The sequence below is a fragment of the Hymenobacter monticola genome, from assembly GCF_022811645.1.
GTDB lineage: Bacteria > Bacteroidota > Bacteroidia > Cytophagales > Hymenobacteraceae > Hymenobacter > Hymenobacter monticola.
In genome coordinates, this window is the sequence record NZ_CP094534.1 from 2,350,593 (window position 1) to 2,372,990 (window position 22,398).

The following is a 22,398-nucleotide window of genomic DNA, read 5'->3' on the forward strand; positions in this document are numbered from 1 at the left end:
GGGGCTCTGCTCAGCATGACGTTTTGCTTTTACATCTATAATTTTTTGAAAACCAGAATGCTTGACCGTACCATAGCGCCTCCCGTTCAACCCCTGGCCCGTGTGACGCTGCCCGCGGCCGATGTGTTGCCGTTGCCCAACGGCGCCCGCCTGCATGTGCTGGCCAACGACGCCCAGCCCGTGGTGCGCCTGCAGGCCGTGTTCCGGGCCGGTAAGCTGGCCGAGCCCAAACCGGGCCTGGCCACTCTCACGGCCCGCATGCTGCTGGAGGGCACCCGCACCCGCACCGCCCGCCAGATTGCCGACGAAGTGGCCTTCTACGGCGCTTCACTGGAGTGCGACGCGGGTTTCGACCGCGCCACGCTCACGCTGTATTGCCTCACCCGCCACCTGCCGGCGCTGCTGCCGCTGGTGCAGGACGTGCTCACGAACCCTGCCTTCCCCGAGTCGGAGTTGCAGCAGCTCAAAACCCGCACCGTCCAAAACGTGCGCGTCGAGCGCCAGAAAACCAGCTTTCTGGCTTCGGAGCGTTTCAATGAGCTGTTATTTGGGGAGGAAACGCCTTATGGCCGTGCCTTCGACGCCGAATCGTATCAGGCCCTGACGGCTGATGAAGCGCGGGCGTTTCACCAGAATACTTACGTGGGCGCCAACGTCGAAATCTTTCTGTGCGGCGACGTGGCCGCAGAGCAAAATATTGTCGCGGAGACTTTTCAGCAACTACCGACCGGTACGGCTTCGGCTGCTGCTTTGGCTACGGAGGCCACTTTTGCACCAGCAGAAACCAACCGGGTGCCGGTAGCAGGCAGCCTGCAGGCTTCTATCCGGATGGGCCGGCTGTGGCCCAGCCCCACGCACCCCGATACCCACCGGCTGAAGCTGCTGGCGAACGTGCTGGGCGGCTATTTCGGCTCGCGCCTGATGCGCAACATTCGCGAAGACAAGGGTCTGACTTATGGCATCTACGCCAGCGTAGCTCCGCGCGAGGCGGCCTCGTCGTTGGTCATCGGCACCGATGTGAAAGGCGAAAGCGCCGACTTTGCGGTCAGCGAAATTGAGATGGAGCTGCGCCGCTTGCAGGAAGAACTGATTCCGGCCGAAGAGCTGGAGACGGTGAAAAACTACATGCTGGGCAAGTTTGCCAATGAGCTGTCCACGGTATTTGAGCAGTGCGACAAGTACAAGAACCTGGTGTTCCTGGGGCTGCCGGCCGATTACTACACTGAGTTTGTGAGCCAGACCGAAGCTGCTGATGCCGAGTCGCTGCAGGCCCTGGCGCAGCAATACCTGGCACCCGAAGACCTGCAAACGGTGGTAGCCGGACCTAGGAATTAAGCTAAGAGTTAAGCATAGTGCATAGAAAAGGCCCGTCTGTTGAATCAGGCGGGCCTTTTCTATGCACTATGCTGCAGGTGTTTGAATGGCCGGCGGCGTGGGGTTGTACTCGGGGGTGGCGGTGCGGTGCTCGGCGCTTTTCTTGCCCTTGTCGTCCTTCACGTCTCGGCGGCTGAAGGGCCGGATGATAAGGCGCAGGGCTTGGTCGGTGCTGAAGTAGCTGAAGGCCCAGTCGATAAACGCCACCACCTTGTTGCGGAAGCCTACCAGTGTCATCAAGTGCACAAAAAGCCAGGTGGCCCAGCCGAAGAAGCCATTGAAATGTAAATTCTTAGGCAGGTCGACCACGGCCTTGTTGCGGCTCACAATGGCCATCGAGCCCTTGTTGTTATACACAAAATCTTTGGGCGTTTCGCCGTGCAGGATGCGCTGTAAATTCTCGGCCAGGTGGTCGGCGTGCTGCTGGGCCACGGGGGCCAGCATGGGCAGGCCGCGGGGCATGTCCTCGGTCACCATGTTGGCCACGTCGCCAATGGCGAAGACATTGGCCAGGCCCGGCACCTGGTTCCACAGGTTCACGTTGATGCGCTTGTTGCGGGTCACCACTTCTGCGGGTAGGCCGGGGACTTCGGCGCCGTTCACGCCGGCGGCCCACACCAGGTTTTCGGTTGGAATGTATTCGTTGTCGGTGTAATAAGCCCGGCAGTTCTCAAAGTTTTTGATGGACGTATTCAGCATCACCTTCACGCCCAGTTCGTCGAGGTAGCGCTTGGCGTCGGCTTGCGAAGCCGGCGACATGGGCCCGAGCAGCGCCGGCCCGGCCTCCACCAGAAAAATCTGCATGTTGCGCAGGTCCAGCTCCGGGTAGTCTTTGGGCAGCACGTGCTTGCGCATCTCGGCCAGCGAGCCGCTGATTTCCACGCCCGTAGGCCCGCCACCTACCACCACAATATTGAGCAGGGCCTGCCGCTCCTCGGGGTTTTCGGTGAGCAAGGCCTTCTCGAAATTCTGAAAGATGAAGCTGCGCAGGTTCAAGGCATTGGGTATGCTCTTGATTTGCATAGCGTTGCGCTCGATGCTCTCCAGCCCAAAGAAGTTGGTGAGCGAGCCCGTGGCCAGCACTAGGTAGTCGTAGCGAATATCGCCCACGCTGGTGACGACGGTGTTGGTGGCGGGCTCCACGCTGTGCACATCGGCCATGCGGTAGAAAAAGTTTTTCTGGCCCGCGAAAATTTTCCGAATAGGGTAGGCGATGCTGTCGGCCTCCAGCGCACCCGTAGCTACCTGGTAGAGCAGCGGCTGGAAGTTGTGGTAGTTGTTGCGGTCGATGACGACCACTTGGACCGGCGCTTTGCGCAGCGCCTTGGCCAGGCGCAGGCCTCCAAAGCCGCAGCCGATGATGACCACGCGGGGGTGCGCCGAGGCGGGAAGATTCGTATCCATGAGCTAGGAATAAAGCAGCGTGCAAACCATTGCTTTACCCCAAAAGCGGAGCATAAGTTGCCCCAAAATGCCCGCAACGGGCTACCGACGAGCTATTAGTCGTCGTTGTATTTCTTTTTAAACTCGCCGTTTTTCACCTGCTTCACCAGCTTCAGCCAGCTGAAGGGGTTGATGAGCGGGTTGTTGGCGTACACGCTGGGCCCAAAGCCGGCGCGCACGTCCTGGTTGTACTGCTGGTTTTGCATCGTCTGCCGGAAGTTGGCCACCGCGCCCATGGGCTGCGTCCGGAAAATGCGGTTCATTAGCTCCTCGTTGAGGTTGTCGGCGGCGGCGCTGCCTTTCTCGGTGGGCAGGCGCAGGGCCAGGAAGGCTTTCTTGAAGTCGCGCTCGGTGGTATAGGGAAACACGCGCACTTCGGGCAGCACGGTGGCGTCCTCAATCAACTGCACCACCACGGAGTAGCTCTGGCGCTGGTAGTCGGGCGGGATGATGATGGTTTGGTTGGCGTAGCCCAGCGAGCGGATGACGATGCTGTCGCCGGCGAGCACGGCCATGGAGAAGTAGCCGTAGGCGTTGGACGAGGTGCCGCGTCCGGCCCGGGGCACGTAGATGCTGGCGCCGGGCACGCCCAGCAGGCTGTCGCCGCTGGCCACGATGCCGGAAAACTGCACGATTTTGCGCTTGCCCTGCGCGTGCGCCGACGGGGCCGCCAGCAGCAGCGTGCCCAGCAGGGCCACGGCAAAGAAGAGGGAAAAGCGACGAAAGCGCAAGAAATCAGGCATGTTCGGAAGTCAAGTAAACAAATATACGGCTTTGGGGCCAGGGCCGATGGTACCTTTGGGCGCAAGCACCCGAGGCGGCCGTTCCTCATCACCAGACAGCAGATGCGCTTGAAACATTTCACGGTTGCTTTTGGTCAGCAACTTTTTAAATCGTTGGGCGACGAAAGCCGCGTCCGCATCCTGCATTTGCTATGGCGCAACAAGGAAATGGTAGTGGCCGATTTGGAGCAGGTGCTTGATTTCACCCAGACCAAAACCAGTCGGCAATTATCGTACTTGAAGAATGCAGGTTTGGTGAACGTGCGCCGGCTCGATAACTGGATGTACTATTTCCTCAAAGAAGAGGCGGCCGAGTTGTTGCAAGAGTTGCTTGGCTACATGGAAAAAGACCCGCAGCTGCTGCGCGACCAGCAGACATACCAAACCCTGTGGTCGAACCGCGAGCTGGCCGCGTATAAGCTGCAAAACCGGCACTGGCACGGGCTATGAAAGGCAAAAAGGTAAGAGGGTATGAGGGCAAATACTGCATCTAATGCTCTGTTTGTCAATCATGTGTTCTGTTAATTCCTGCCCCTGCACCCTCCCACCCCCATTCCCTAATACCATGAGCACCTCCCGCCGCTTCTTCGTGTGCACCAGGCAAAAATCCGAAGTAGGGGAGGACGTAGCCAAAGCTCTTAAAAAAGAGCTCAAGCACCAAGGGCTGAAAAAGCAAGTAGTTGACGGCCACAAGCAGCGCACTCAGGTGCAAACCTGCGACTGCCTCGACCTGTGCCGCGACTGCAAAAAAGGCCCCGGCGCGGCCCTTATCGTGTATCCCGAAGGCACGGTGTACGGCAACGTGCGCCCCGCCGATGCCGCCGAACTGGTGGCCGAGCACGTGGGCCGGGGCAAGGCCCTGAAGCGGCTGCGAATAGAAGAATAAGCTCATCATTGGGGGCGCCTCCAACCGTAGCGCGCTGTAATCCGTTGATAGGGCAATTCATCCGTTACTCATTCGCCGCTCCCATGCGCTTTTCTCTCGCAGCCCTGCTTCTGACCGGGCTGGCTTTCTCCGCTGCCGCCCAGCCGGCGGCCCCTTCCGATACCGCTTCTCTTGATACTGCCCTCCGCACCGGGCTGGCGCCGCTGGGCACCCGCACCGGGCTGGCGCCGCTGGCCACCCGCGCCGCGGCGCAGGCCCAGGGCACCAAGTCGTTTGGCCAGCTGGGCAGCAGCGGCCGTCTGAGCTTGCTGCCCATTCCGGTGCTGTTCTACCAAGCCGAAACGGGCTTCGGCTACGGCCTGGGCGCGCTGCTTAGCGGCCGCTTCTCGGCCGATACCCTCACGCGCCCGTCTAACGCCCGCGTGCAGTACTGGACCACCCAAAAGGGCCAGTCGCTGCTGCAGCTGGTGCACTCCGTGTACACGCCCGGCGAGAAATTCTATCTCAACGGCGAAATCAGCGCCTACGACATTTTGCTGTATTACTACGGCAAGGGACCGAACTCGCTCAGCGCCGATGAGTCGGAAACCAATTACAATCTGTTCATCATCAACCAGCGCCTGCAGAAGCAGATTGCGCCCAAGCTGTTCTTCGGTGCGCAGTACCGCTACACGGCCATCTCGAAGCTCAATATCCCGGGCCGCAACCTGGATAACACCGCCTCCAATATATTCAATACCGAGCCGCGCATGACCGAGCGCGAACGCCAGAACACCCGCGTGTCGGGCCTCGGCCCGGTTATTTCCTACGACACGCGCGACGTGCCCCTGGCCGCCTTCAAAGGCAACCTGCTCGACTTCGGCGCTACCTTCAATGGCACGGGCCTGGGCTCCGACTACCGGTTCGTGCGCTACCAGCTCGATGCCCGCCACTTCCAGCCCCTGGGCTCCAACCGCACCATTCTGGCGGCGCAGTTCCTCGGGCAGTTCCACACCGGCGACGTGCCCTTCCGCGAGCTGGCCGGCCTGGGTGCCAACCTCGGCGGCACGCTCTACAACAACGCCAACCTGCTGCGCGGCATCTACGAGCAGCGCTTCCGCGACCGGCAGATGATTATGTTTCAGGCCGAAATCCGACACAAGCTGTTTCCCAACGGCGGCGCCGTGCTAAGCCGGTTCGACGGGGCCATTTTTGGCGGCGTCGGCAACGTGAACAACTACATCGACAAGTTTGCTCTGAACGACACGAAGTACGCCGGTGGCGCCGGCATTCGCTTCAACTTCATCCGGCGCGACCGGGTGAACCTGCGCCTTGACTACGCCGGCGGCACGGGCAGCTCGCCGGGCATTTTGTTTGCTATTGGCGAAGCATTCTAATGCGCCTGAATCGACTGTTATCAAGCCCCTGCTTCCTTGGAAGCAGGGGCTTTTTTTGGTGTTTATACTTAACTTTTTAAGCATTAATACTTAAAAATTGTGGGCTGTCCTAGGATGTCGTATGGTTGAGTTTTGCCGATGAAAAAATGTGCATGGTTAAGCGCTGCATATTGAGGCAGTTAAGTTTCTAAAAAAGAATGCTGAAGTTAGGGAGTAGCTGAACTGTTGACGAGGGCTGCTAAGCTGGGCCCTATCCTTCTGATGAAAGTGGGCGTACACCCGCCCGATGAACCACGCTACGCCCGCCCGTTTCCTCGCGTCCGACGAGGGCGCTTTTACTATCCTTTCCCAAGCCACGGAATGGCTGTTTCCGGTGCCGAAGCGTGACCGCAGCGCCCGTCTGCTGCACCAGCAGCTGCCGTTGCCGCACCCCGGGCTGCGCATGAGCGTCATCATCCCGGCCAAGGACGAAGTGGCCAACCTGCCGGCCACGCTTGCCGCCCTGGCCGCGCAGGTTGATTTGCAGGGCCAGCCCTTGCCGGCGGGCAGCTTCGAGGTGATTGTGCTGGCCAACAACTGCACCGACCACACCGCCGACCTGGTGCGGGAGCAGGCCGGCCGCTTTCCGCACCTGGCGCTGCACGTGGCCGAGCTGTGCCTGCCCGCTGCCCAGGCCCACGTGGGCCGGGCCCGCCGCCTGCTCATGGACGAAGCCTGCGCCCGCCTGGAGCTGCTGGGCCGGCGCCACGGCATCATCGCCAGCACCGACGCCGACACCCGCGTGGCGCCCACCTGGCTCGCCGCCATCGAGGCCGAAATAACGGCGGGTGCCGATGCCGTGGGCGGGCGCATTTTCACCGAAATGCGCGGCCGGGCCCTGCAGCGGCTCCGCCGCATCCAGACGGCCGATGCGGCCTACCGCTTGCTCTGCGCCCGCCTCGAAGGCCTGCTCGACCCTGCGCCCGCCGACCCGTGGCCGCGGCACCACCAGCATTTTGGCGCCAGCCTGGCCCTCACCGCCCAGGCCTACCGGCAAGTGGGCGGCCTGCCCGAGGTACGTTTCCTGGAAGATGAGGCCCTGTGCCAGGCGCTACGGCAGCACGATTTGAAGCTGCGCCACAGCCCTGCCGTGCAGGTGCTTACCTCGGCCCGGCGGCAGGGCAGGGTAGAAGTAGGCCTCTCGTGGCAGCTGCGCGAGTGGCTGCACATGAGCCGGCAGCAGCGCGAGCCGCAGGTCGAAAACCCTGTGCAGCTGGCCCGGCGCTGGCAGGTGCGCCGCCAGCTGCGCGCCTGCTGGAGCAACAGCCCCGGGGCGGAAACTGCGGCGCTGGTCACGCGCCTGGGCCTGCCCAAGGCGAAGCTCTTAAAACACTTGCGGCAGGCTCCATCATTTGGGAAGCTCTGGGATTGGGTGTTGGCGCACAGCCCCGCGCTGGCCGTGGCACCGGTGCCGCTGTCGCAAGCGCTGCTACTGCTGCCGCGGCTTATCCAAAGCCACGTGGTGGCGGAGGGGCGGGCCTTGGCGGCCTAGCGCTTCTCCAGCAAGTCGAGCCGGTACTGCTCGTGCCGCTGGCCGGCAAGGTGGCGCAGGGGGCCGTCTTCCATTGTTTTGGCCAGGAAAAACGTGTGCACATCATCGCCCGTCAGGGGGTAGTCGTGCACCGGCGGCGTCCAGTGCACCAGCAGCAGCTGGCCGCCGGAGGGCAAGGCGGCAATCATTTTCTCCGCGGCACGGGCCAGGTCATCCGGCGACCAGTAGTAGCCTACTTCCGACAGCAGAATCAGGTTGAAGGTCTGGTCGGGAAACTCGTTGGGCACTTGCATCAGGCGGATTTCCACCTGCGGTAAATCGGCGCAACGGGCGCGGGCCTGGGCCAAGGCCGCCTCGCTTACATCCACCGCCAGCAGGTGGCCGCAGCGCGGCGCCAGCTGCGCCGTGAGCACGCCCAGCGAGCAGCCAATTTCAAAAACCTCGGCGTAGTGCAGATGCGGCAGCGCTGCCAGGGTCGCGGCGTACTTCTCGCGCTCGTAGGGGCTGGTTTCGAAATTCCACGGGTCGCGGTTGGCCTGGTACACGTGGTCGAAGTACTCTGGCGGCAGAGTATTGGGCTGGTTTTCGTTCATGGCGCTACGGCTTCAAAAAAGACTTCATAAGGCGTCTCAAAGTGCGCCAGCATTTCTGCTGACAATAAAAACCCTTCGGCATCGTCCATAAACACCCCCGGTGCCACCTGCGAGCGGTGCGCCGCAATGGCCCGCAGCTTCTGCGGCAGCCCAGTGGCAATGTCGAGCCGGAAGCCTTGCACTCCGTCAGAGGCCGTGGGCAGGTCGTCGGGGGCGGCACGCTCCCAGGCCCACACCACGTATTCGAGCCGGCGGGGCGGCTGGGGCATGCCGGCCAACGCGGCCGCCACCAGCTGGCTGGTAGCGCGGTGGTCGGGGTGAGGGTCGCGACGCCAGGGCACCAGCACGGTGGCCGCCGCCTGCTGCTGCAGGAACTGTTGCAATGCAGTCACGGCAGTAGTAAAGCCAGTTTCGGCGCCTGAACTGGGCACGCGGCTATCGGGCAGGCCCAGCAGTAGCGGTTCGTTAGCATCAAAACCGAGCAAGGTGAGAGCGTGCCTAAACTCGGCTTCACGCACCGCTTGCCGTGCTGCCAACGAAAACAATTGCGAACGGGGGTGAGACATTGTGCCGTCGCTCACCAGCACCGCGGCTACGGGCAGGCCCGCTTGGCGCAGTAGCGCCAGCAGGCCGCCGCAGCCTAGCGCCTCGTCATCGGGGTGGGGCGCCACCACCACGGTAGCGCCCAGCGAGGCGGCGAAACTGCCCGGCCGCACCGAGTAATTGTCGAAAGGAAGGGGATGCTCAGCCAAGGGAAAGCCGCTTTTGCGGGAAGGCTAGCTTACGAAGGTTTTGCCTTCGAGTACGAAACGGCCCACGTCGGCCAGGGCGCCGTCGGGGGCGGGCTGGCGCAGGTAGTGGGTCAGGTCGCGGTGCAAGCGCTCGAAGGGTAGGGGCTCCAGCAGGCCACGGGCACCCACGCAACGTTCGGCCAGTTGCAGCATGTTGAGGCAAATGGTTTCGATGGCGGTGCGCATCATGTTGGCATAAGCCACGGTGGCCTCAGCATCGGCGGTGGCGCCGGGGCGGGCGGCGTGCTCGGCCGCGCCGCGCAGCCACTGGCGGCCGCTTTCCAGTGCGATGCTCATCTCCCCCAGGCGCTGCCGCTGGTAAGGGTCGTCGATGCGGCCCAAACCCTGCAGAAAGCGACAGGTTTCCTCAAACACCGCCTCGGCGCCGCCCAGCTGCACCGCCGCAAACCGGATGGCGCCGCCGCTGAATGCCGGCTGCTGGTAGTAAGCATCGGGCGGGCCAATCAGGTCGTCGGGCCCAATTTCCAGCCCGGTTAAATCGGCCCGGAAGCTGGCCGTGGCCCGCATGCCCAGCGGCCGCCAGAACGAGCGGTCCAGCGCGGGCGCCTGCGTATCGGCGGGCAGCACGAAAAGCTGCCAGCCCCGGCCCTTCGGCAACGCCCCGGTGATGAGCGGCCGCGCCAGGTACCCCGCGCCCGAGGCAAACGTCTTGGCCCCGCGCAGGCGGTAGCGGCCATTGGGCATGGCCTCCAATCGTACGCCATCGGTTGCAATCTCGGTGTTCCACATCCCAAACAGCTTGCCGGCGCGGGCATCGGCTGCATAGCGTGCCGTCTGCGCCGCCGTACCCAGCTGCTGAATCAGCAGCAGCGCATTCAAATGACCTTCGTAGACGCGTCCCACAGCCAGGTTGCCGCGTCCAATGTGCTGCAGGGTGTGCAGCAGTGGTAGGGTGGCTGCCGGCACGTTGAGTCCCGCCCCGCCCAGGTCGGCGGGAAGTGCCGCCGTGAGCAGGCCAGCCGTTTGCAGCCAGGCAAATTCCTGACTAGGGAAAGCGCCTACCTCGTCGGTGGCGGCAGCTTGCGCAAACAGCTTGGGAGCTAGCTGGGCCGCCGCCATCTCGGCTTGCGCAGGTGTGGCGGGCCCGCGCGACGGGCCCGGCGAGTCGGCCGAGGCGACGGCTTCGGGGGCTCCGGTGCCCAGTTCGGCGCTAGGGCTATATATGAAATCGGCAGACATACACTTGCGAAAACGGAGTGGGAAGGATAAGCTATACCGTAAAATGCCGCACGTTGTTCATTTTTCCACATTGCTAGCCCCGCCGGCTATTGGCGGGTAATAATTCGGTAATGCGCGGGTTGGGAAGCCGGCGGGTGGGGGCTTTACCTTTGCGGCGGCAATTGTGCCCAGCTTTTCCCTTCTTTTTATGTCGTCTCGCCCCATTCGTGCCGCCCTGCTTTCTGTGTATCACAAAGACCGACTGGCCCCGCTGGTGCAAGTGCTGCGGCAGCACGGCGTGCAGCTGTACTCCACGGGCGGCACCCAGAAATTCCTGGAAGAAGAAGGCGCTGAAGTAACCGCCGTAGAAGACCTGACCGGCTTCCCCGAAGTATTTGGCGGCCGGGTGAAGACGCTGCACCCCAAGGTGTTCGGCGGCATATTGCACCGTCGCCACGAGGATGGTGACCTGGCCCAGGCCGAGCAGCACGGCATCCCGCCCATCGACTTGGTGGTGGTCGACCTCTATCCGTTTGAGGAAACTGTGGCCAGTGGAGCCCAAGAGCAGGACGTTATCGAGAAAATCGACATCGGCGGCATTTCCCTGCTACGCGCCGCTGCCAAAAACTTCCGCGACGTGCTGGTAGTCAGTAGCCGCGACCAGTACGAGGCCGTGACCGAGCTGCTAACCCAGAAGGAAGGCGCCACCGACCTTGACGACCGCCGCCATTACGCCGCCGCCGCCTTCGCCACCACCTCCCACTACGACACCGAGATTTTCAAATACGTGAGCCAGGACACGGCCGTGGCCGGCGCGGCCCTACGCCTCAGTGCCCAGCCCGCCACGCCCCTGCGCTACGGCGAGAACCCCCACCAGGCCGGCACCTTCTACGGCGACCTGTCGGCGCTGTTCGACCAGCTGCACGGCAAGCAGCTCAGCTACAACAACCTAGTGGACGTGGACGCCGCCGTGGCCCTCATGGCCGAATTCAGCGACGGCGCGCCCGCCTGCGCCATCCTCAAGCACACCAACGCCTGCGGAGTAGCCCAGGCCGCCACCCTGCGCGACGCCTACGTAAACGCCCTGAGCTGTGACCCGACGTCGGCCTTTGGCGGCGTCATCATCGTGAACAAGGAAGTGGACGCGGCCACCGCCGCCGAGCTGAACCAGTTGTTCTTCGAGGTGCTAATTGCGCCCGGTTTTGCGGCCGAGGCGCTGCCCGTGCTGCAGAGCAAGAAAAACCGCATTTTGCTGCGGCAGAAGCCGGTGGAGTTTCCAAAGAAGCAGATTAAGACGCTGCTTAACGGCATCATCGAGCAGGACGCCGACCGCCAGACCGAAACGGCCGCCGACTTCCGCACCGTCACCCAATCGGCCCCCACGGCCGAGGAAACGGAGGCGCTGGTTTTCGCCGCCAAAATTTGCAAGCACACCAAGAGCAACACCATCGTGCTGGCCCGGGCCGGCCAGCTGCTGGCCTCCGGCGTGGGCCAGACCTCGCGCGTAGACGCTCTACGCCAGGCCATTGAGAAGGCCCGCGCCTTCGGCTTCGACCTGCACGGCGCCGTGATGGCCTCCGACGCCTTCTTCCCCTTCCCCGACTGCGTGGAAATTGCCGGCGCCGCCGGCATCCGCGCCGTGGTGCAGCCCGGCGGCTCCATCAAAGACGCCGACAGCATCAAAGCTGCCGATGAGTTGGGCATGGCCATGGTGCTGACGGGCATGCGCCACTTCAAGCACTAGGGGATAGAGGCCGTCCGTCATTGCGAGTGGAGCGCAGCGGAACGCGGCAATCCGTCCGGTTCTCAGCGACCAAGTTTTCAATGTAACAACGCTCAAACAAAAGCCCCGGCCTTGCAAAAGGGCCGGGGCTTTGTGGTAAAAAAGGAGACTTTATCACAATTCAGGGCTGGTCGCAATAGAGGACGGATTGCCGCGTTGCGCTGCGCTCCACTCGCAATGACGGACTTAACATGTCTGCCGGGCAAGGCAGCCCCCTTAGCAGAATCCCATAATCCCGTTCACCAACCCGGCCCAAACCTTCCGTACCTTTGCCCATTATTTCGCTTCGGTCCCCGCCGACGCCTCGCCTTATTGCATATAACTCAATGGGTTTCTTTAATTTCCTGACCAGCGACATCGCCATCGACCTGGGCACGGCCAATACGCTCATCATTCACAACGACAAAATCGTGGTGGACGAGCCGAGCATCATCGCCAAAGACCGAACTACGAATAAAGTCATCGCCGTGGGCCGCCAAGCCCAGCAGATGCACGAAAAAACCCACGATAACATCCGCACCATCCGCCCGCTGAAGGATGGCGTGATTGCCGATTTCCACGCCGCCGAGGAAATGATTAAGGGCATGATTAAGATGATTGACACGCGCACGCGGTTGTTTCAGCCCTCGCACCGCATGGTCATCTGCATTCCCTCGGGTATCACCGAGGTGGAGAAACGCGCCGTGCGCGACTCCGCCGAGCACGCCGGCGCCAAGGAAGTCTGGATGATTCAGGAGCCCATGGCCGCCGCCATTGGCATCGGCATCGACGTGGAGCAGCCCGTGGGCTCGATGATTATCGACATTGGAGGGGGCACCACCGAAATTGCGGTTATCGCCTTGTCGGGCATCGTGTGCGACCAGTCGATTAAGACGGCCGGCGACGTGTTCAATCAAGACATCCTCGACTACATGCGCCGCCAGCACAACCTGCTCATTGGCGAGCGTTCGGCCGAGCGCATCAAGATTGAGGTAGGCGCCGCCCTCACCGAGCTCGACGTGGCTCCGCCCGACCACGAAGTGCGCGGCCGCGACCTGATGACCGGCATTCCGAAAGTTATCAAAGTCACGTTCTCAGAAATTGCCATTGCCCTCGATAAATCGGTGGCCAAAATTGAGGAAGCCGTATTGAAAGCCCTCGAAATCTCGCCGCCCGAATTGTCGGCCGACATTTACGAAAACGGCATTCACCTCACCGGCGGCGGCGCGCTGCTACGCGGCCTCGACAAGCGCCTCGCGGCCAAAACCAAGCTGCCCATCCACATTGCCGAAGACCCGCTGCGCGCCGTGGTGCGCGGCACCGGCAAAGCCATCAAGGACATTCATGCCTTCCGAGGTGTGCTACTGACTTAGTCTCAGAACAAAAATGCCAGCCCGTCATGCTGAGCGTAGCCGAAGCATCTCTACTGCGAAGAGTAATTAATTACTTCGGCACGCGAGAGGCTTCGGCTGCGCTCAGCATGACGTTCTTTTAGCAGTTGCTTTTCTAAATAATTAATTACCACCCGTGCGGAATTTATTTCTTTTCCTATTTCGCTTTCGCGGGGCGTTGGTATTCGGCTTGTTAGAAATAATTAGCATCTATTTATTCGTTACCAATAATTCGTATCAGCGAGCGGCGTTTTTTAATTCGGCCAATTCCTATGCGGGCATAGTGCTGGAACGCCGCACGCAGATAACGGACTACTTCCACCTGGCAGATTTAAATACGCAGCTGGTGGCCGAAAATGCGGCCCTGCGCCAGCAGCTGTACCCGCCCGACACCATGAGGCGCGAGGCCGACTCGGTGGCCGTGCCCCCGGCCCGTACCGATACGCTGCGGCGCGTGCGCTACCAGCGCCCCGCCAGCCGCCCCGATACCTTGCTGCTGGGCCTGCAGCGCCTAGCCGCCCGCGACCCGAGTTATCCACTCATTCCGGCCCGGGTTATCAACAACCGCCTCAGTAATGTAGATAACTTTTTTACCCTGAATGTGGGCACAGCCAACGGTGTGCAACAGGGCCTGGGCGTGGTGGCGGCGGGCGGCGTAGCCGGCCGCGTGCAGGCCGTGACGGAGCACTACGCCACCGTGGCCAGCCTGCTGCACTCCAAAACCACAATTGCCTCCAAAATCAAGCGTGACGGTACCTTCGGCACCATCAAGTGGCTGGGCGACGACCCCACCCACGCCCTGCTCGACAACGTGCTGCGCGAAACCAAGCTGGTGAAAGGCGACACAATAGTGACTTCGGGCTTCAACGCGGTGTTTCCGGAAGGCATTTTCATTGGCACCATCGATTCGTTTGTGAAGGAGCCGGACAAGAATTTCTGGACCATTCGGGTGCGGCTGGGCGTCAATTTTGCTAACCTGACCTACGTGTATGTGGTGACGAGCCGGCCCAAAGCCGAGCGCGACACCGTGGAAGCGCACGCGGGCATGCTGCCGGAAGGAGGGAAGCGCAAATGAGTGGCCTGCGGTTCATCTTCGTCCAAATACTGCGGTTTGCGATGTACGCGGGCCTGCACGTGATGCTCATTAGCCGGCTGGTGCTGTTCGACTTGGGCTGGTGCTTTTTCTATTTGGGCTTCCTGCTGTTTTTGCCCTTGCGCACGCCTATTGTGGTGCAGTTGCTGTTGTCGTTTGCGATGGGGCTGACGATGGATGTTTTCTACGACACGGGCGGGCTGCACGCGGCGGCCGCCGTGCTGCTGGGCTTCCTGCGGCCCTGGGTGCTGCGCCTGCTCACCCCGCGCGACGGCTACGATTCGGCCGATACGGTGAACGTGCACCAGATGGGCTGGCAGTGGTTCGCCGTGTACCTCACGCTGCTGGTGCTGCTGCATCACGCCGCCTTCTTCATTCTGGAGCTGGGCAGCTTCCGCCACATCGGCCTCACGCTAGGAAAGATATTTGTGAGCGCACTCTTTACCGGGTTGGCGTTGTTAATCGTGCAGCTTTTGTTTTTTCCGGTGCGCCGGGGACGGAGCTAGTGGTTTTGATAGAGATAGAAAAGAACGTCATGTCGAGCGCCGCCGAGGCATCTGGCGTGCCGAAGTAATTAAAACAGTGCAACGATGCGAGCGAAATGCCTTGGCGGCGCTCGGCATGACGTCCCAGAGAATACCGCGTAATGCAATACCTAGAAGGCCGTAAATACGTCGTACAAGGCATCTTCTTAATTGTGGTGCTCGTCTTCCTCACCCGCTTGTTTTTCATGCAGGTGATGGACGGCACATACAAGCTGGCTGCTGATAAGAACACCCTGCAGCGGTTGGTGCAGATACCCTACCGCGGCCTGATTTACGACCGCAAAGACCAGCTGCTGGTGCAAAATGAGCCCGTGTACGACCTTATGGTGGTGCCCCGCGAGGTGAAGCAACTCGATTCGGCCCGCTTTTGCGAGCTGCTGCAGATTCCGCAGGAAGACTTGCGCAATAGCCTGCGGATTGCCAAGAAGTACTCGCGCAACAAGCCCTCGCCGGTGGTGCAAAACCTGACTACGCGCGACCTGGCGGCTATTTCCGACCGGCTGGCTGACTTCCCGGGCTTCCGCGTCCAGGCGCGCATGGCGCGGGCCTACCGCACGGCCAACCTAGCCCACGCCTTGGGCTACGTGGGCTCCATCACGCCGGCGCTGCTGGAGAAGCCCAAGTATGCCAAGTATCAGCCTGGCGAAAACATCGGGATTTCGGGCCTGGAATCTTATTACGAGCCCATCCTGATGGGGCGGCGCGGCGTGCAGTACAAGATGGTGAACGTGCGCGGCATCGAGAAAGGCAAGTTTCGCGACGGCGAATTTGACACGCTTTCCGTGGCCGGGCAGGATTTGCACCTAAGCATTGACGCCGAGCTGCAGGCTTATGGCGAGAAGCTGCTGGGCGGCCGGCGCGGCTCCATCGTGGCCATCGACCCCAAGACGGGCGAGATTCTGGCCTTCGTTTCGGCCCCGCACTACAAGCCGGACTTGCTGACCGGTAAGGGCTCGGGCAACCGCTACATGGAACTGCTCAACAACCCCGAACAACCGCTGTTCGACCGCCCGCTGATGGCCACCTACCCGCCCGGCTCGGTGTTTAAGCTGGTGAATGAACTGGTGGCGCTGCAGCTGGGCGTGGTGCAGCCGGGCACCGGCTTCGAGTGCAACCAGCGGCTGGTGCGCTGCACCCACCGCCACGAGTACCCGGCCAACGTGAGCATTGCCATCAAAAACAGCTGCAACCCTTACTTCTACCAGGTGATGCAGGCGGCGGTGCTGCGCGGGCAGGGAAAGAATAAATACGAGGACACGCACATTGGCCTGGGCCAGTGGCAGAAGATGGTGAAAACCTTCGGCCTGGGTGAAAAGCTGGGCGTGGACATGCTCCAGGAAAAGCGCGGCCTGATACCCTCGCCGGAATTCTACGACAAGAAGTTCTTCAACAAGAAGGAAAACCGCCAGCACCGCTGGAGCTACCGCAACGTGTACTCGCTTAGCATCGGGCAGGGTGAAATCGGCATCACCGGCGTGCAGATGGCCAACGTGCTGGCCACCATTGCCAACCGCGGCTGGTACTACACGCCGCATTTCGTGCGCAGCATCGGCAACGGCGGCCCACTGCCGCAGTTTCGCCAGAAGCATTACACGGCCGTCGATACTTCGCTCTTCAAGTACATCATCCCGGGCATGCAGATGGTGGTGGACGGCAACGGCGGTACCGGCAACCTGGCCTCGCTGGCCGAGCTGGGCATTTCGGTGGCCGGCAAAACCGGCACCGTGCAAAACCCCCACGGCTTCGACCACGCCACCTTCGCCGCCTTCGCCCCGGTGAACGACCCGAAAATTGCCATCGCCGTGTTCATCGAGAACAGCGGTTTCGGGGGCACCAGCGCCGCCCCTGCCGCCGGCCTCATGATTGAGAAGTACCTGCGCGGCAAAGTGGCCGGCTACCGCCACCGCTGGGAAGATTGGGTGATGTACGGCGACTTTACCAAGAAGCTGCACTAGGCATCGGAAGCTGTTTATGTTCAGACGTGGGGCCTCACCCCTGACCCTCTCCCCGATGGAGAGGGAGCACCGGTTATGTACGAATGAGAAGTGGCCTGACTCCCCCGCTCCTTTGGGAGTGGGGGGCTGGGGGCGAGGCCCCCGTTAGAACTACGCTAACAATTAGCGCGCCTACCGCGTTGTAGCACCTCCCAAATCAACACCAAAAACACCATGGAATCCCTGCAAGGAAAAGTTGCCCTCGTCACGGGCGCCGGCAAAGGCATTGGCCGCGCCGTGGCCCTCGCCCTGGCCGCCGAAGGCGCGCAAGTAGGCCTGCTGGCCCGCACCGATAGCGACCTGCAAGAAGTAGCCGCCGAAATAATTGCCGCTGGCGGCAACGTGGCCACCGCCGTGGCCGACGTGGCCGACCGCACCGCCGTGAACGTGGCCGTGGCCAAAATCCACCAGGAACTCGGACCCATCGACATCCTCATCAACAACGCCGGCATCGGCAGCTTCGCCAAGTTTCTGGAGATGGAGCCCGAAAAGTGGGAGCAAATTGTACAGGTCAATCTGTTCGGTACCTACTACGTGACCCGCGCCGTGCTGCCCGACATGATTCAGCGTCAGGCCGGCGACATCATCAATATTTCCTCTACCTCCGGCCTGCGCGCCGCCGCCGGCAGCAGTGCCTACAGCGCCTCTAAGTTCGCCGTGATGGGCCTCACCGAAGCCCTGATGCAGGAGGTGCGCAAGCACAACATCCGCGTGTCGGCCCTCACGCCCAGCACCGTGGCCACGCCCCTGTCGATGAACAACAACCTCACCGACGGCAACCCCGACAAGGTGATGCAGCCCGAAGACCTGGCCGAATTCATTGTGTCGCAGCTCAAGCTGAACCGCCGCATCTTCATCAAGGAAGCCGGCATGTGGTCGACCAATCCGTAATTATTGCGGTTTCTTGAGTTGCCAAAGTGCCCCCGTAACGTGTGTTGCGGGGGCGCTGTGTTTTTCAGGAGTGCTATAAGCGCTCAAACGGCACGTCCTGAATCGGGTATGCCTTCCAATCCTTGTAGTCAAAATGCCACCACTCCGCCGGCAGCACCGCGAAGCCGTGGGCTTCCATGCGGGCGCGCAATAGGTCGCGGGCGGCCCGTTGGACTTGGGTGCCGCCCGCGTAGGCCACGTATGAGCGGGGGCTCATCTCGTCGTATTCGCCCGGCATCGGCACTTCCTTATTGGCCGCGATATCCCAGAGGCTTAGGTCAACGGCGCAGCCGCGGTTGTGGCGCGAGCCCTTGCGCGGGTCGGCCACAAACTCCCGCTTGGCTACCGGCGTGTGGTCCCACATCTGCTTGGTGATGCGCCAGGGCCGGTAGCCATCAAACACTAGCAGGCAGTAGCCCAGCGGCTTTAGCTCCGCATTCACTTGCACCAGCGCCTCGGCTGCCGGCCGCTGCAGAAACGCCCGCGCCTGCGGGTAGAGCACCCGGCCCATGAAGTTGTGCGCCGTGGCGTAGCGAATATCCAGCTTAATAGTGGGGTCGAGCTGGGTCAGTTCTACCAGTTCCGAAGCCCTAGAAACGCCCGTTTCGCGCGGTGGCTGGGCCGCGCAGCTGCTGAAGAGGCTCAGGCAACACGTCAGCCAGAGATACAGAAAGGGGTGGCAGATTTCCATTCGAACTGATATCACTGTTTGGGTCAATGATTTTATGGTTGCCGCATGCGACTGCCCTTGGGAAGCTTGCTGAACAAAATGCCAGGGGTAGCAGCGTAATGAAACCCTTGAAATACTCCGTAGTCTGCTCGCGCATTGCGTTCGGTAAGGGCCGAGTCGAGGAACAGGCCCGTGGGTCGGATTTCATAGTATAGCCGAGGATTGTAAACCATTCGACGGCGGCCTTAGGCGTCATCCCATTCCTCACCGGAATCTTCTATTCCATAGTACTCCAACTTGCCGTCATGGTCCCAGTCTTTGGCCGAGTCGTTGAATGCTACCAAGGTGTCAATTTTAGCAATCTGGCCGTTTACGATGTGGAAGCGTCGGGCTAATTCCAATGACGGACGGTTGTTGAAAGCAACAAGAAGCTCTCCATTGCCTTCGCCAGTGGGCACCCAGATGGGATAAAGTTTCTCGGTTGTAGGCAGCGCGTAATAGTCATACATCAGGCCATCATTAGCCGTGTCGCGGTAAATAATCCGGTTGTTGCGCTTGATGGTAAAGGTCAGTTTCAAATCACTCGGCTCGCGAATAATTACCGTATCTGCTGGCCGTATGGATTTGATAATAACGACCAAGCCAGGCGCAACAGCCTTCCGTTCCTCGAGCGGAATATGCAGGGCTGGTACGTCTTCCGAACGAAGCTCATCTGATGCATCCACGGTTGTATCGGTCGGGTGAGTTTGCGCGGCCACAAGTGAATCTGCTCGTTTCGGGGTGACTGCGGAGGCTGGTGTTTCTGCTGTCGAAGTTCTTTTGCTTTCGCAGCCAACTACTAAAAACCAAAAGAGGAAACCTCCCGCTATTGAGCGAATAAACAGACTCCGCATAATTGCCGGTGCTTTTTCTAAAGAACCAAGACGGAAGTTAGTAGTCGGTTTTAAATGACAGCAATGAACCAATAAAAAAGGCGACCCGTACGGGTCGCCTTTTCAGTATTTCGAAGGCGGGTTTCTAAAGCAGCCCGCTCAAAAAGCCCGGTGCAATGCCGAGGATGATGGTGAGCAGCGCCAGCACCACCAACGTCGCCGACTGAATACCGTCCACCGGCACGGGGGTGGCATTTTCGTCGGCCGGGCGCAGGTACATGGCGATGAGCGGGCGCAGGTAGTAATAGAGGCCCACCATGCTCATGATGACGGCGAATACTACAAGACCGATATAGCCCTGACCCACGGCCGCCGCCAGCAGGAAAAACTTGCCAAAGAAGCCCCCCGTGAGCGGGATGCCGGCCAGCGACAGCATGGCCACCGTCATCACAAAGGCCAGTAGCGGGTTGGTGCGACCCAGGCCGTTGAGGCCGGCGTAAGAGTCGTTTTGGCGGTGGTCGTTCACCAGTTTCAGCACGCCGAAGGATGCTACGGTAGCGATGGAGTAAGCCAGCGAGTAGAAGAAAATGGCGCTGGCGGCTTCGCCTTTCAGCACGCCTTTGCTGGCCACGAGGCCGATGAGCAAGTAGCCGGCATGGCTCACGCTGGAGTAGGCCAGCATACGCTTGGGACTGTCTTGGGCGGCCGCGCCCACGTTGCCGAGTAGCAGCGTGAGGGCACACATGGCCTGAATGGTGGGCATCCAGAAGCCCTGAGCCGCTGGCAGGGCCACGGCCAGCAGCTTGAGGAAGGCGGCAAAACCGGCCGTCTTCACCACCGTGCTCATGAAGGCAGTGAAAAAGGTGGGCGTGCCCTCGTACACGTCGGGCGTCCAGAAGTGGAACGGCGCGGCCGACACCTTGAAGCCGATGCCGATAATCATCATCAGAATGCCGATGTAGAGCATGGGCTGCAGGCTGGCATTGGCTGGGGCGGCCACGGCAGCGGCCAGCTGCGAGAGGGCAAAAGTGCCGGTAGCACCATAGAGCAGCGCCACGCCAAAGAGCAAAATGCCGGTTGCAAACGCGCCCATCAGGAAATACTTGAGGGCGGCTTCGTTGGAGCGCGAGTCGCGCTTGCTGCTGCCAGCCAGCACGTACATGCTGATGCTCAGGATTTCAATGCCCACGAATAGCATCAGCAGGTGGTCGTAGCCTATCATCATGATGGCGCCCACCAACGAGAACAGCAGCAGGGCGTAGTATTCGGCCAGGTTAGGCTCGCCCGAAACCACGTAGCTGCGCGAGAAGGGCAACAGCACAATGGCCGTGAGCAGCACAATGCCGGTGAAGGCCACCGTGTAGTGGTCGACCACCAGCATGTGGTTGAAGTACGACGCGGGCTCGCTGTTCCAGTCGGCGTAGTTGGCCCCGAACACGGCCAGCAGCAGCAGCATAGCGCCGGGCAGCAGCACCTTGTTCGAGCGCAGGAAGCCCAGGAACAGGTTGACGATGCCGAAGACGGAGAGGAGAATGATGGAGGTCATATCGGGTAACCCCACCCCCGGCCCCCTCCCCTCCGGGAGAGGGGGAGCCTGGAGATTTCAGGGCTTTTAACTGAAGTAAATCAAAAGCCCCTCCCCCGGAGGGGAGGGGATGGGGAGGGGTTAGCGGCCGCGGGCGACTACTTCTAATATGCTTGCAACGGCCGGCTCGGCCAGGTGCAGGAACGAGTTCGGAAACAGGCCAATCCAGAACACCAGCGCGATGAGCGGCACCAGCACCAGCAGCTCGCTACCGGTGAGGTCGGTGATGGTTTCGGAGAAGGCCGAATCGGGGCCGAGCATCACGCGCTGAAACATGCGCAGCAGGTACACGGCCGAGAAAATGATGGTGAGGCCGGCCACGGCGCCCACCCAGGCGTTGTATTGATACACGCCGGCCAGCAGCAGAAATTCGCCCACGAAGCCGCCGGTGAGCGGCAGGGCCACGGTGCTCAGCAACATCACCAGGAAGCAAACGGACAGCACGGGCGTGCGACGGGTGAGGCCGCCGAGGTCGGGGATGTAGCGGGTGCCGGTGCGGCGCTCAATGGCGTCGGCGATGAAGAACATGCCCACCACGTTCACACCGTGGGCCAGCATCTGCACCACAGTGCCCTGCAGGCCGGTAGCAGTGAGCGAGAACACGCCGGCAGCCATTAAACCCACGTGCGAGAGCGAGGAGTAGGCGATGAGGCGCTTCACGTCGCGCTGGCGAATGGCGATGATGGCGCCATAGATGATGCCGATGACCGAAAGGATGATAACCGGCTTCTGCCACTGGCTCACGCCCAGCGGCACGACAGGAAGCAGCCAGCGCATGGTGCCGTAGATGCCCATTTTCAGCATGATGCCCGAGAGCAGCATGGTGGCCGGGGCGGGGGCGTCGGTGTAGGTGTCGGGCTGCCAGGTGTGGAAGGGGAAGATGGGCATCTTCACAGCGAAGGCCGCGAAAATCAGCCAGAACAGCCACGACTGCTCGGCGGCGCTTAGTTTCAGGCTGTAAAAGGCCGACAGCTCCGAGGAGTGCGCGGCCAGCGAGCCGGCGGCAGGGCCGGTTTGCAGGTACAGGTACACGAAGCCGGCCAGCATCAGCAGCGAGCCTACCACGGTGTACAAGAAGAACTTGAGGGTAATGGCCACGCGACGCTCGCCGCCCCAGGCACCGGCCAAGAAGTAAATCGGAATGAGGGCCACTTCCCAAAAGAAGTAGAATAGGAAAGCATCGAGCGAGGTGAACACGCCCAGCAGGCCGGTTTGCATGAACAGCACGAGGGCGTAGAAGGCCGTCGGGTTGTCGAAATCGCGCTTGAAGGCGCTGAGCAGGATAAGCGGAACCAGAAAGGTGGTGAGCAGCACCAGCAGCAAGCTCAGGCCGTCGAGGCCAAGGTGAAAGTTGATGCCGGCCGAGGGAATCCAGCTGTAGTTGAGGTCGAAGCCGGCAGCGCCGCTGTTTTTGAAGGCGAAGGCGGTGTACACCGCGAGGCCAAATTCGATGAGCGAGGCGCCCAGCGCGAGGGCCCGGGCGGTGGCTCCCTTGGTGAGCAGCAGCAGCAGCGCGGCGGCCAAAGGGAGGAAAAGCAGAACAGCAGTCAGCATCGGCAATAGCAGAAGGGCAGCAGCGGCACCGGGAAACCGGCCCGCAA

At 61.4% G+C, this 22,398-nt stretch carries 20 protein-coding genes; 11 read left to right on the forward strand and 9 right to left on the reverse strand.

Annotation, left to right across the window (positions count from 1 at the left end):
* The first annotated feature begins 57 nt into the window (after positions 1-57).
* Positions 58-1,335 carry a M16 family metallopeptidase gene (locus MTP16_RS09800; RefSeq protein ID WP_243519017.1) on the forward strand — a complete coding sequence of 426 codons (1,278 nt, stop codon included), beginning with the start codon at positions 58-60 and terminating at the stop codon, positions 1,333-1,335.
* A gap of 66 nt (positions 1,336-1,401) precedes the next feature.
* Here the strand turns inward: MTP16_RS09800 and MTP16_RS09805 are convergent, their stop codons facing one another.
* Entirely contained in the window at positions 1,402-2,778 is a 1,377-nt protein-coding gene (locus tag MTP16_RS09805; RefSeq protein WP_243519020.1) for an NAD(P)/FAD-dependent oxidoreductase, read from the reverse strand.
* Between the two features lie 95 nt (positions 2,779-2,873).
* Positions 2,874-3,560: a carboxypeptidase-like regulatory domain-containing protein gene (locus MTP16_RS09810; RefSeq protein ID WP_243519023.1), complete on the reverse strand. Its 687-nt coding sequence runs from the start codon at positions 3,558-3,560 to the stop codon at positions 2,874-2,876.
* Between the two features lie 102 nt (positions 3,561-3,662).
* Between MTP16_RS09810 and MTP16_RS09815 the strand changes: the two genes are divergently transcribed.
* From MTP16_RS09815 to MTP16_RS09830, 4 genes are all read left to right on the forward strand, one after another.
* Positions 3,663-4,049 carry an ArsR/SmtB family transcription factor gene (locus MTP16_RS09815; RefSeq protein ID WP_243519026.1) on the forward strand — a complete coding sequence of 129 codons (387 nt, stop codon included), beginning with the start codon at positions 3,663-3,665 and terminating at the stop codon, positions 4,047-4,049.
* A 115-nt stretch (positions 4,050-4,164) separates the two neighbouring features.
* A complete protein-coding gene (locus MTP16_RS09820) occupies positions 4,165-4,485 on the forward strand; it encodes a (2Fe-2S) ferredoxin domain-containing protein (protein WP_243519029.1) in 321 nt (106 codons plus the stop codon).
* Positions 4,486-4,568: 83 nt separating this feature from the next.
* Positions 4,569-5,861: a BamA/TamA family outer membrane protein gene (locus MTP16_RS09825; RefSeq protein ID WP_243519032.1), complete on the forward strand. Its 1,293-nt coding sequence runs from the start codon at positions 4,569-4,571 to the stop codon at positions 5,859-5,861.
* Positions 5,862-6,147: 286 nt separating this feature from the next.
* Entirely contained in the window at positions 6,148-7,392 is a 1,245-nt protein-coding gene (locus tag MTP16_RS09830) for a glycosyltransferase (RefSeq protein ID WP_243519036.1), read from the forward strand.
* Here the strand turns inward: MTP16_RS09830 and MTP16_RS09835 are convergent.
* The 3 genes from MTP16_RS09835 to MTP16_RS09845 are packed head-to-tail and all read right to left on the reverse strand — an operon-like array spanning position 7,389 to position 9,976.
* Complete coding sequence (locus MTP16_RS09835; RefSeq protein WP_243519039.1) at positions 7,389-7,985, reverse strand: class I SAM-dependent DNA methyltransferase; 597 nt, start codon at positions 7,983-7,985, stop codon at positions 7,389-7,391. The genes MTP16_RS09830 and MTP16_RS09835 overlap by 4 nt on opposite strands.
* On the reverse strand, positions 7,982-8,737 hold the full coding sequence (locus tag MTP16_RS09840) for a PIG-L deacetylase family protein (protein WP_243519048.1): 756 nt from the start codon (positions 8,735-8,737) through the stop codon (positions 7,982-7,984). The genes MTP16_RS09835 and MTP16_RS09840 overlap by 4 nt, the downstream gene beginning before the upstream one ends.
* A gap of 24 nt (positions 8,738-8,761) precedes the next feature.
* The gene (locus MTP16_RS09845; protein ID WP_243519051.1) at positions 8,762-9,976 is read right to left on the reverse strand and encodes an acyl-CoA dehydrogenase family protein; all 1,215 of its coding nucleotides are present in this window, start codon (positions 9,974-9,976) and stop codon (positions 8,762-8,764) included.
* Between the two features lie 187 nt (positions 9,977-10,163).
* Between MTP16_RS09845 and purH the strand changes: the two genes are divergently transcribed.
* From purH to MTP16_RS09875, 6 genes are all read left to right on the forward strand, one after another.
* The gene (purH, locus tag MTP16_RS09850; RefSeq protein ID WP_243519054.1) at positions 10,164-11,699 is read left to right on the forward strand and encodes a bifunctional phosphoribosylaminoimidazolecarboxamide formyltransferase/IMP cyclohydrolase; all 1,536 of its coding nucleotides are present in this window, start codon (positions 10,164-10,166) and stop codon (positions 11,697-11,699) included.
* A gap of 365 nt (positions 11,700-12,064) precedes the next feature.
* The gene (locus MTP16_RS09855) at positions 12,065-13,090 is read left to right on the forward strand and encodes a rod shape-determining protein (protein ID WP_243519057.1); all 1,026 of its coding nucleotides are present in this window, start codon (positions 12,065-12,067) and stop codon (positions 13,088-13,090) included.
* Positions 13,091-13,244: 154 nt separating this feature from the next.
* Positions 13,245-14,183 (forward strand): rod shape-determining protein MreC, encoded by a 939-nt coding sequence (mreC, locus tag MTP16_RS09860; RefSeq protein ID WP_243519061.1) that lies wholly within the window; start codon positions 13,245-13,247, stop codon positions 14,181-14,183.
* Between the two features lie 41 nt (positions 14,184-14,224).
* Positions 14,225-14,707, forward strand: a complete 483-nt coding sequence (locus MTP16_RS09865) for a hypothetical protein (RefSeq protein WP_243519062.1) — start codon at positions 14,225-14,227, stop codon at positions 14,705-14,707.
* Positions 14,708-14,847: 140 nt separating this feature from the next.
* The gene (gene mrdA, locus MTP16_RS09870; RefSeq protein ID WP_243519064.1) at positions 14,848-16,701 is read left to right on the forward strand and encodes a penicillin-binding protein 2; all 1,854 of its coding nucleotides are present in this window, start codon (positions 14,848-14,850) and stop codon (positions 16,699-16,701) included.
* Positions 16,702-16,914: 213 nt separating this feature from the next.
* Positions 16,915-17,631, forward strand: a complete 717-nt coding sequence (locus tag MTP16_RS09875; protein WP_243519066.1) for a 3-ketoacyl-ACP reductase — start codon at positions 16,915-16,917, stop codon at positions 17,629-17,631.
* 73 nt (positions 17,632-17,704) lie between these two features.
* Here the strand turns inward: MTP16_RS09875 and MTP16_RS09880 are convergent, their stop codons facing one another.
* The 4 genes from MTP16_RS09880 to MTP16_RS09895 all read right to left on the reverse strand — a co-directional run bounded on the left by MTP16_RS09880 (position 17,705) and on the right by MTP16_RS09895 (position 22,351).
* Positions 17,705-18,376 carry a M15 family metallopeptidase gene (locus MTP16_RS09880; RefSeq protein ID WP_243519068.1) on the reverse strand — a complete coding sequence of 224 codons (672 nt, stop codon included), beginning with the start codon at positions 18,374-18,376 and terminating at the stop codon, positions 17,705-17,707.
* A gap of 209 nt (positions 18,377-18,585) precedes the next feature.
* Positions 18,586-19,233, reverse strand: a complete 648-nt coding sequence (locus tag MTP16_RS09885) for a hypothetical protein (RefSeq protein WP_243519069.1) — start codon at positions 19,231-19,233, stop codon at positions 18,586-18,588.
* Positions 19,234-19,357: 124 nt separating this feature from the next.
* Positions 19,358-20,758 carry an NADH-quinone oxidoreductase subunit N gene (locus tag MTP16_RS09890; protein WP_243519071.1) on the reverse strand — a complete coding sequence of 467 codons (1,401 nt, stop codon included), beginning with the start codon at positions 20,756-20,758 and terminating at the stop codon, positions 19,358-19,360.
* A gap of 120 nt (positions 20,759-20,878) precedes the next feature.
* A complete protein-coding gene (locus MTP16_RS09895; protein ID WP_243519073.1) occupies positions 20,879-22,351 on the reverse strand; it encodes a complex I subunit 4 family protein in 1,473 nt (490 codons plus the stop codon).
* Between the last annotated feature and the right edge of the window lie 47 nt (positions 22,352-22,398).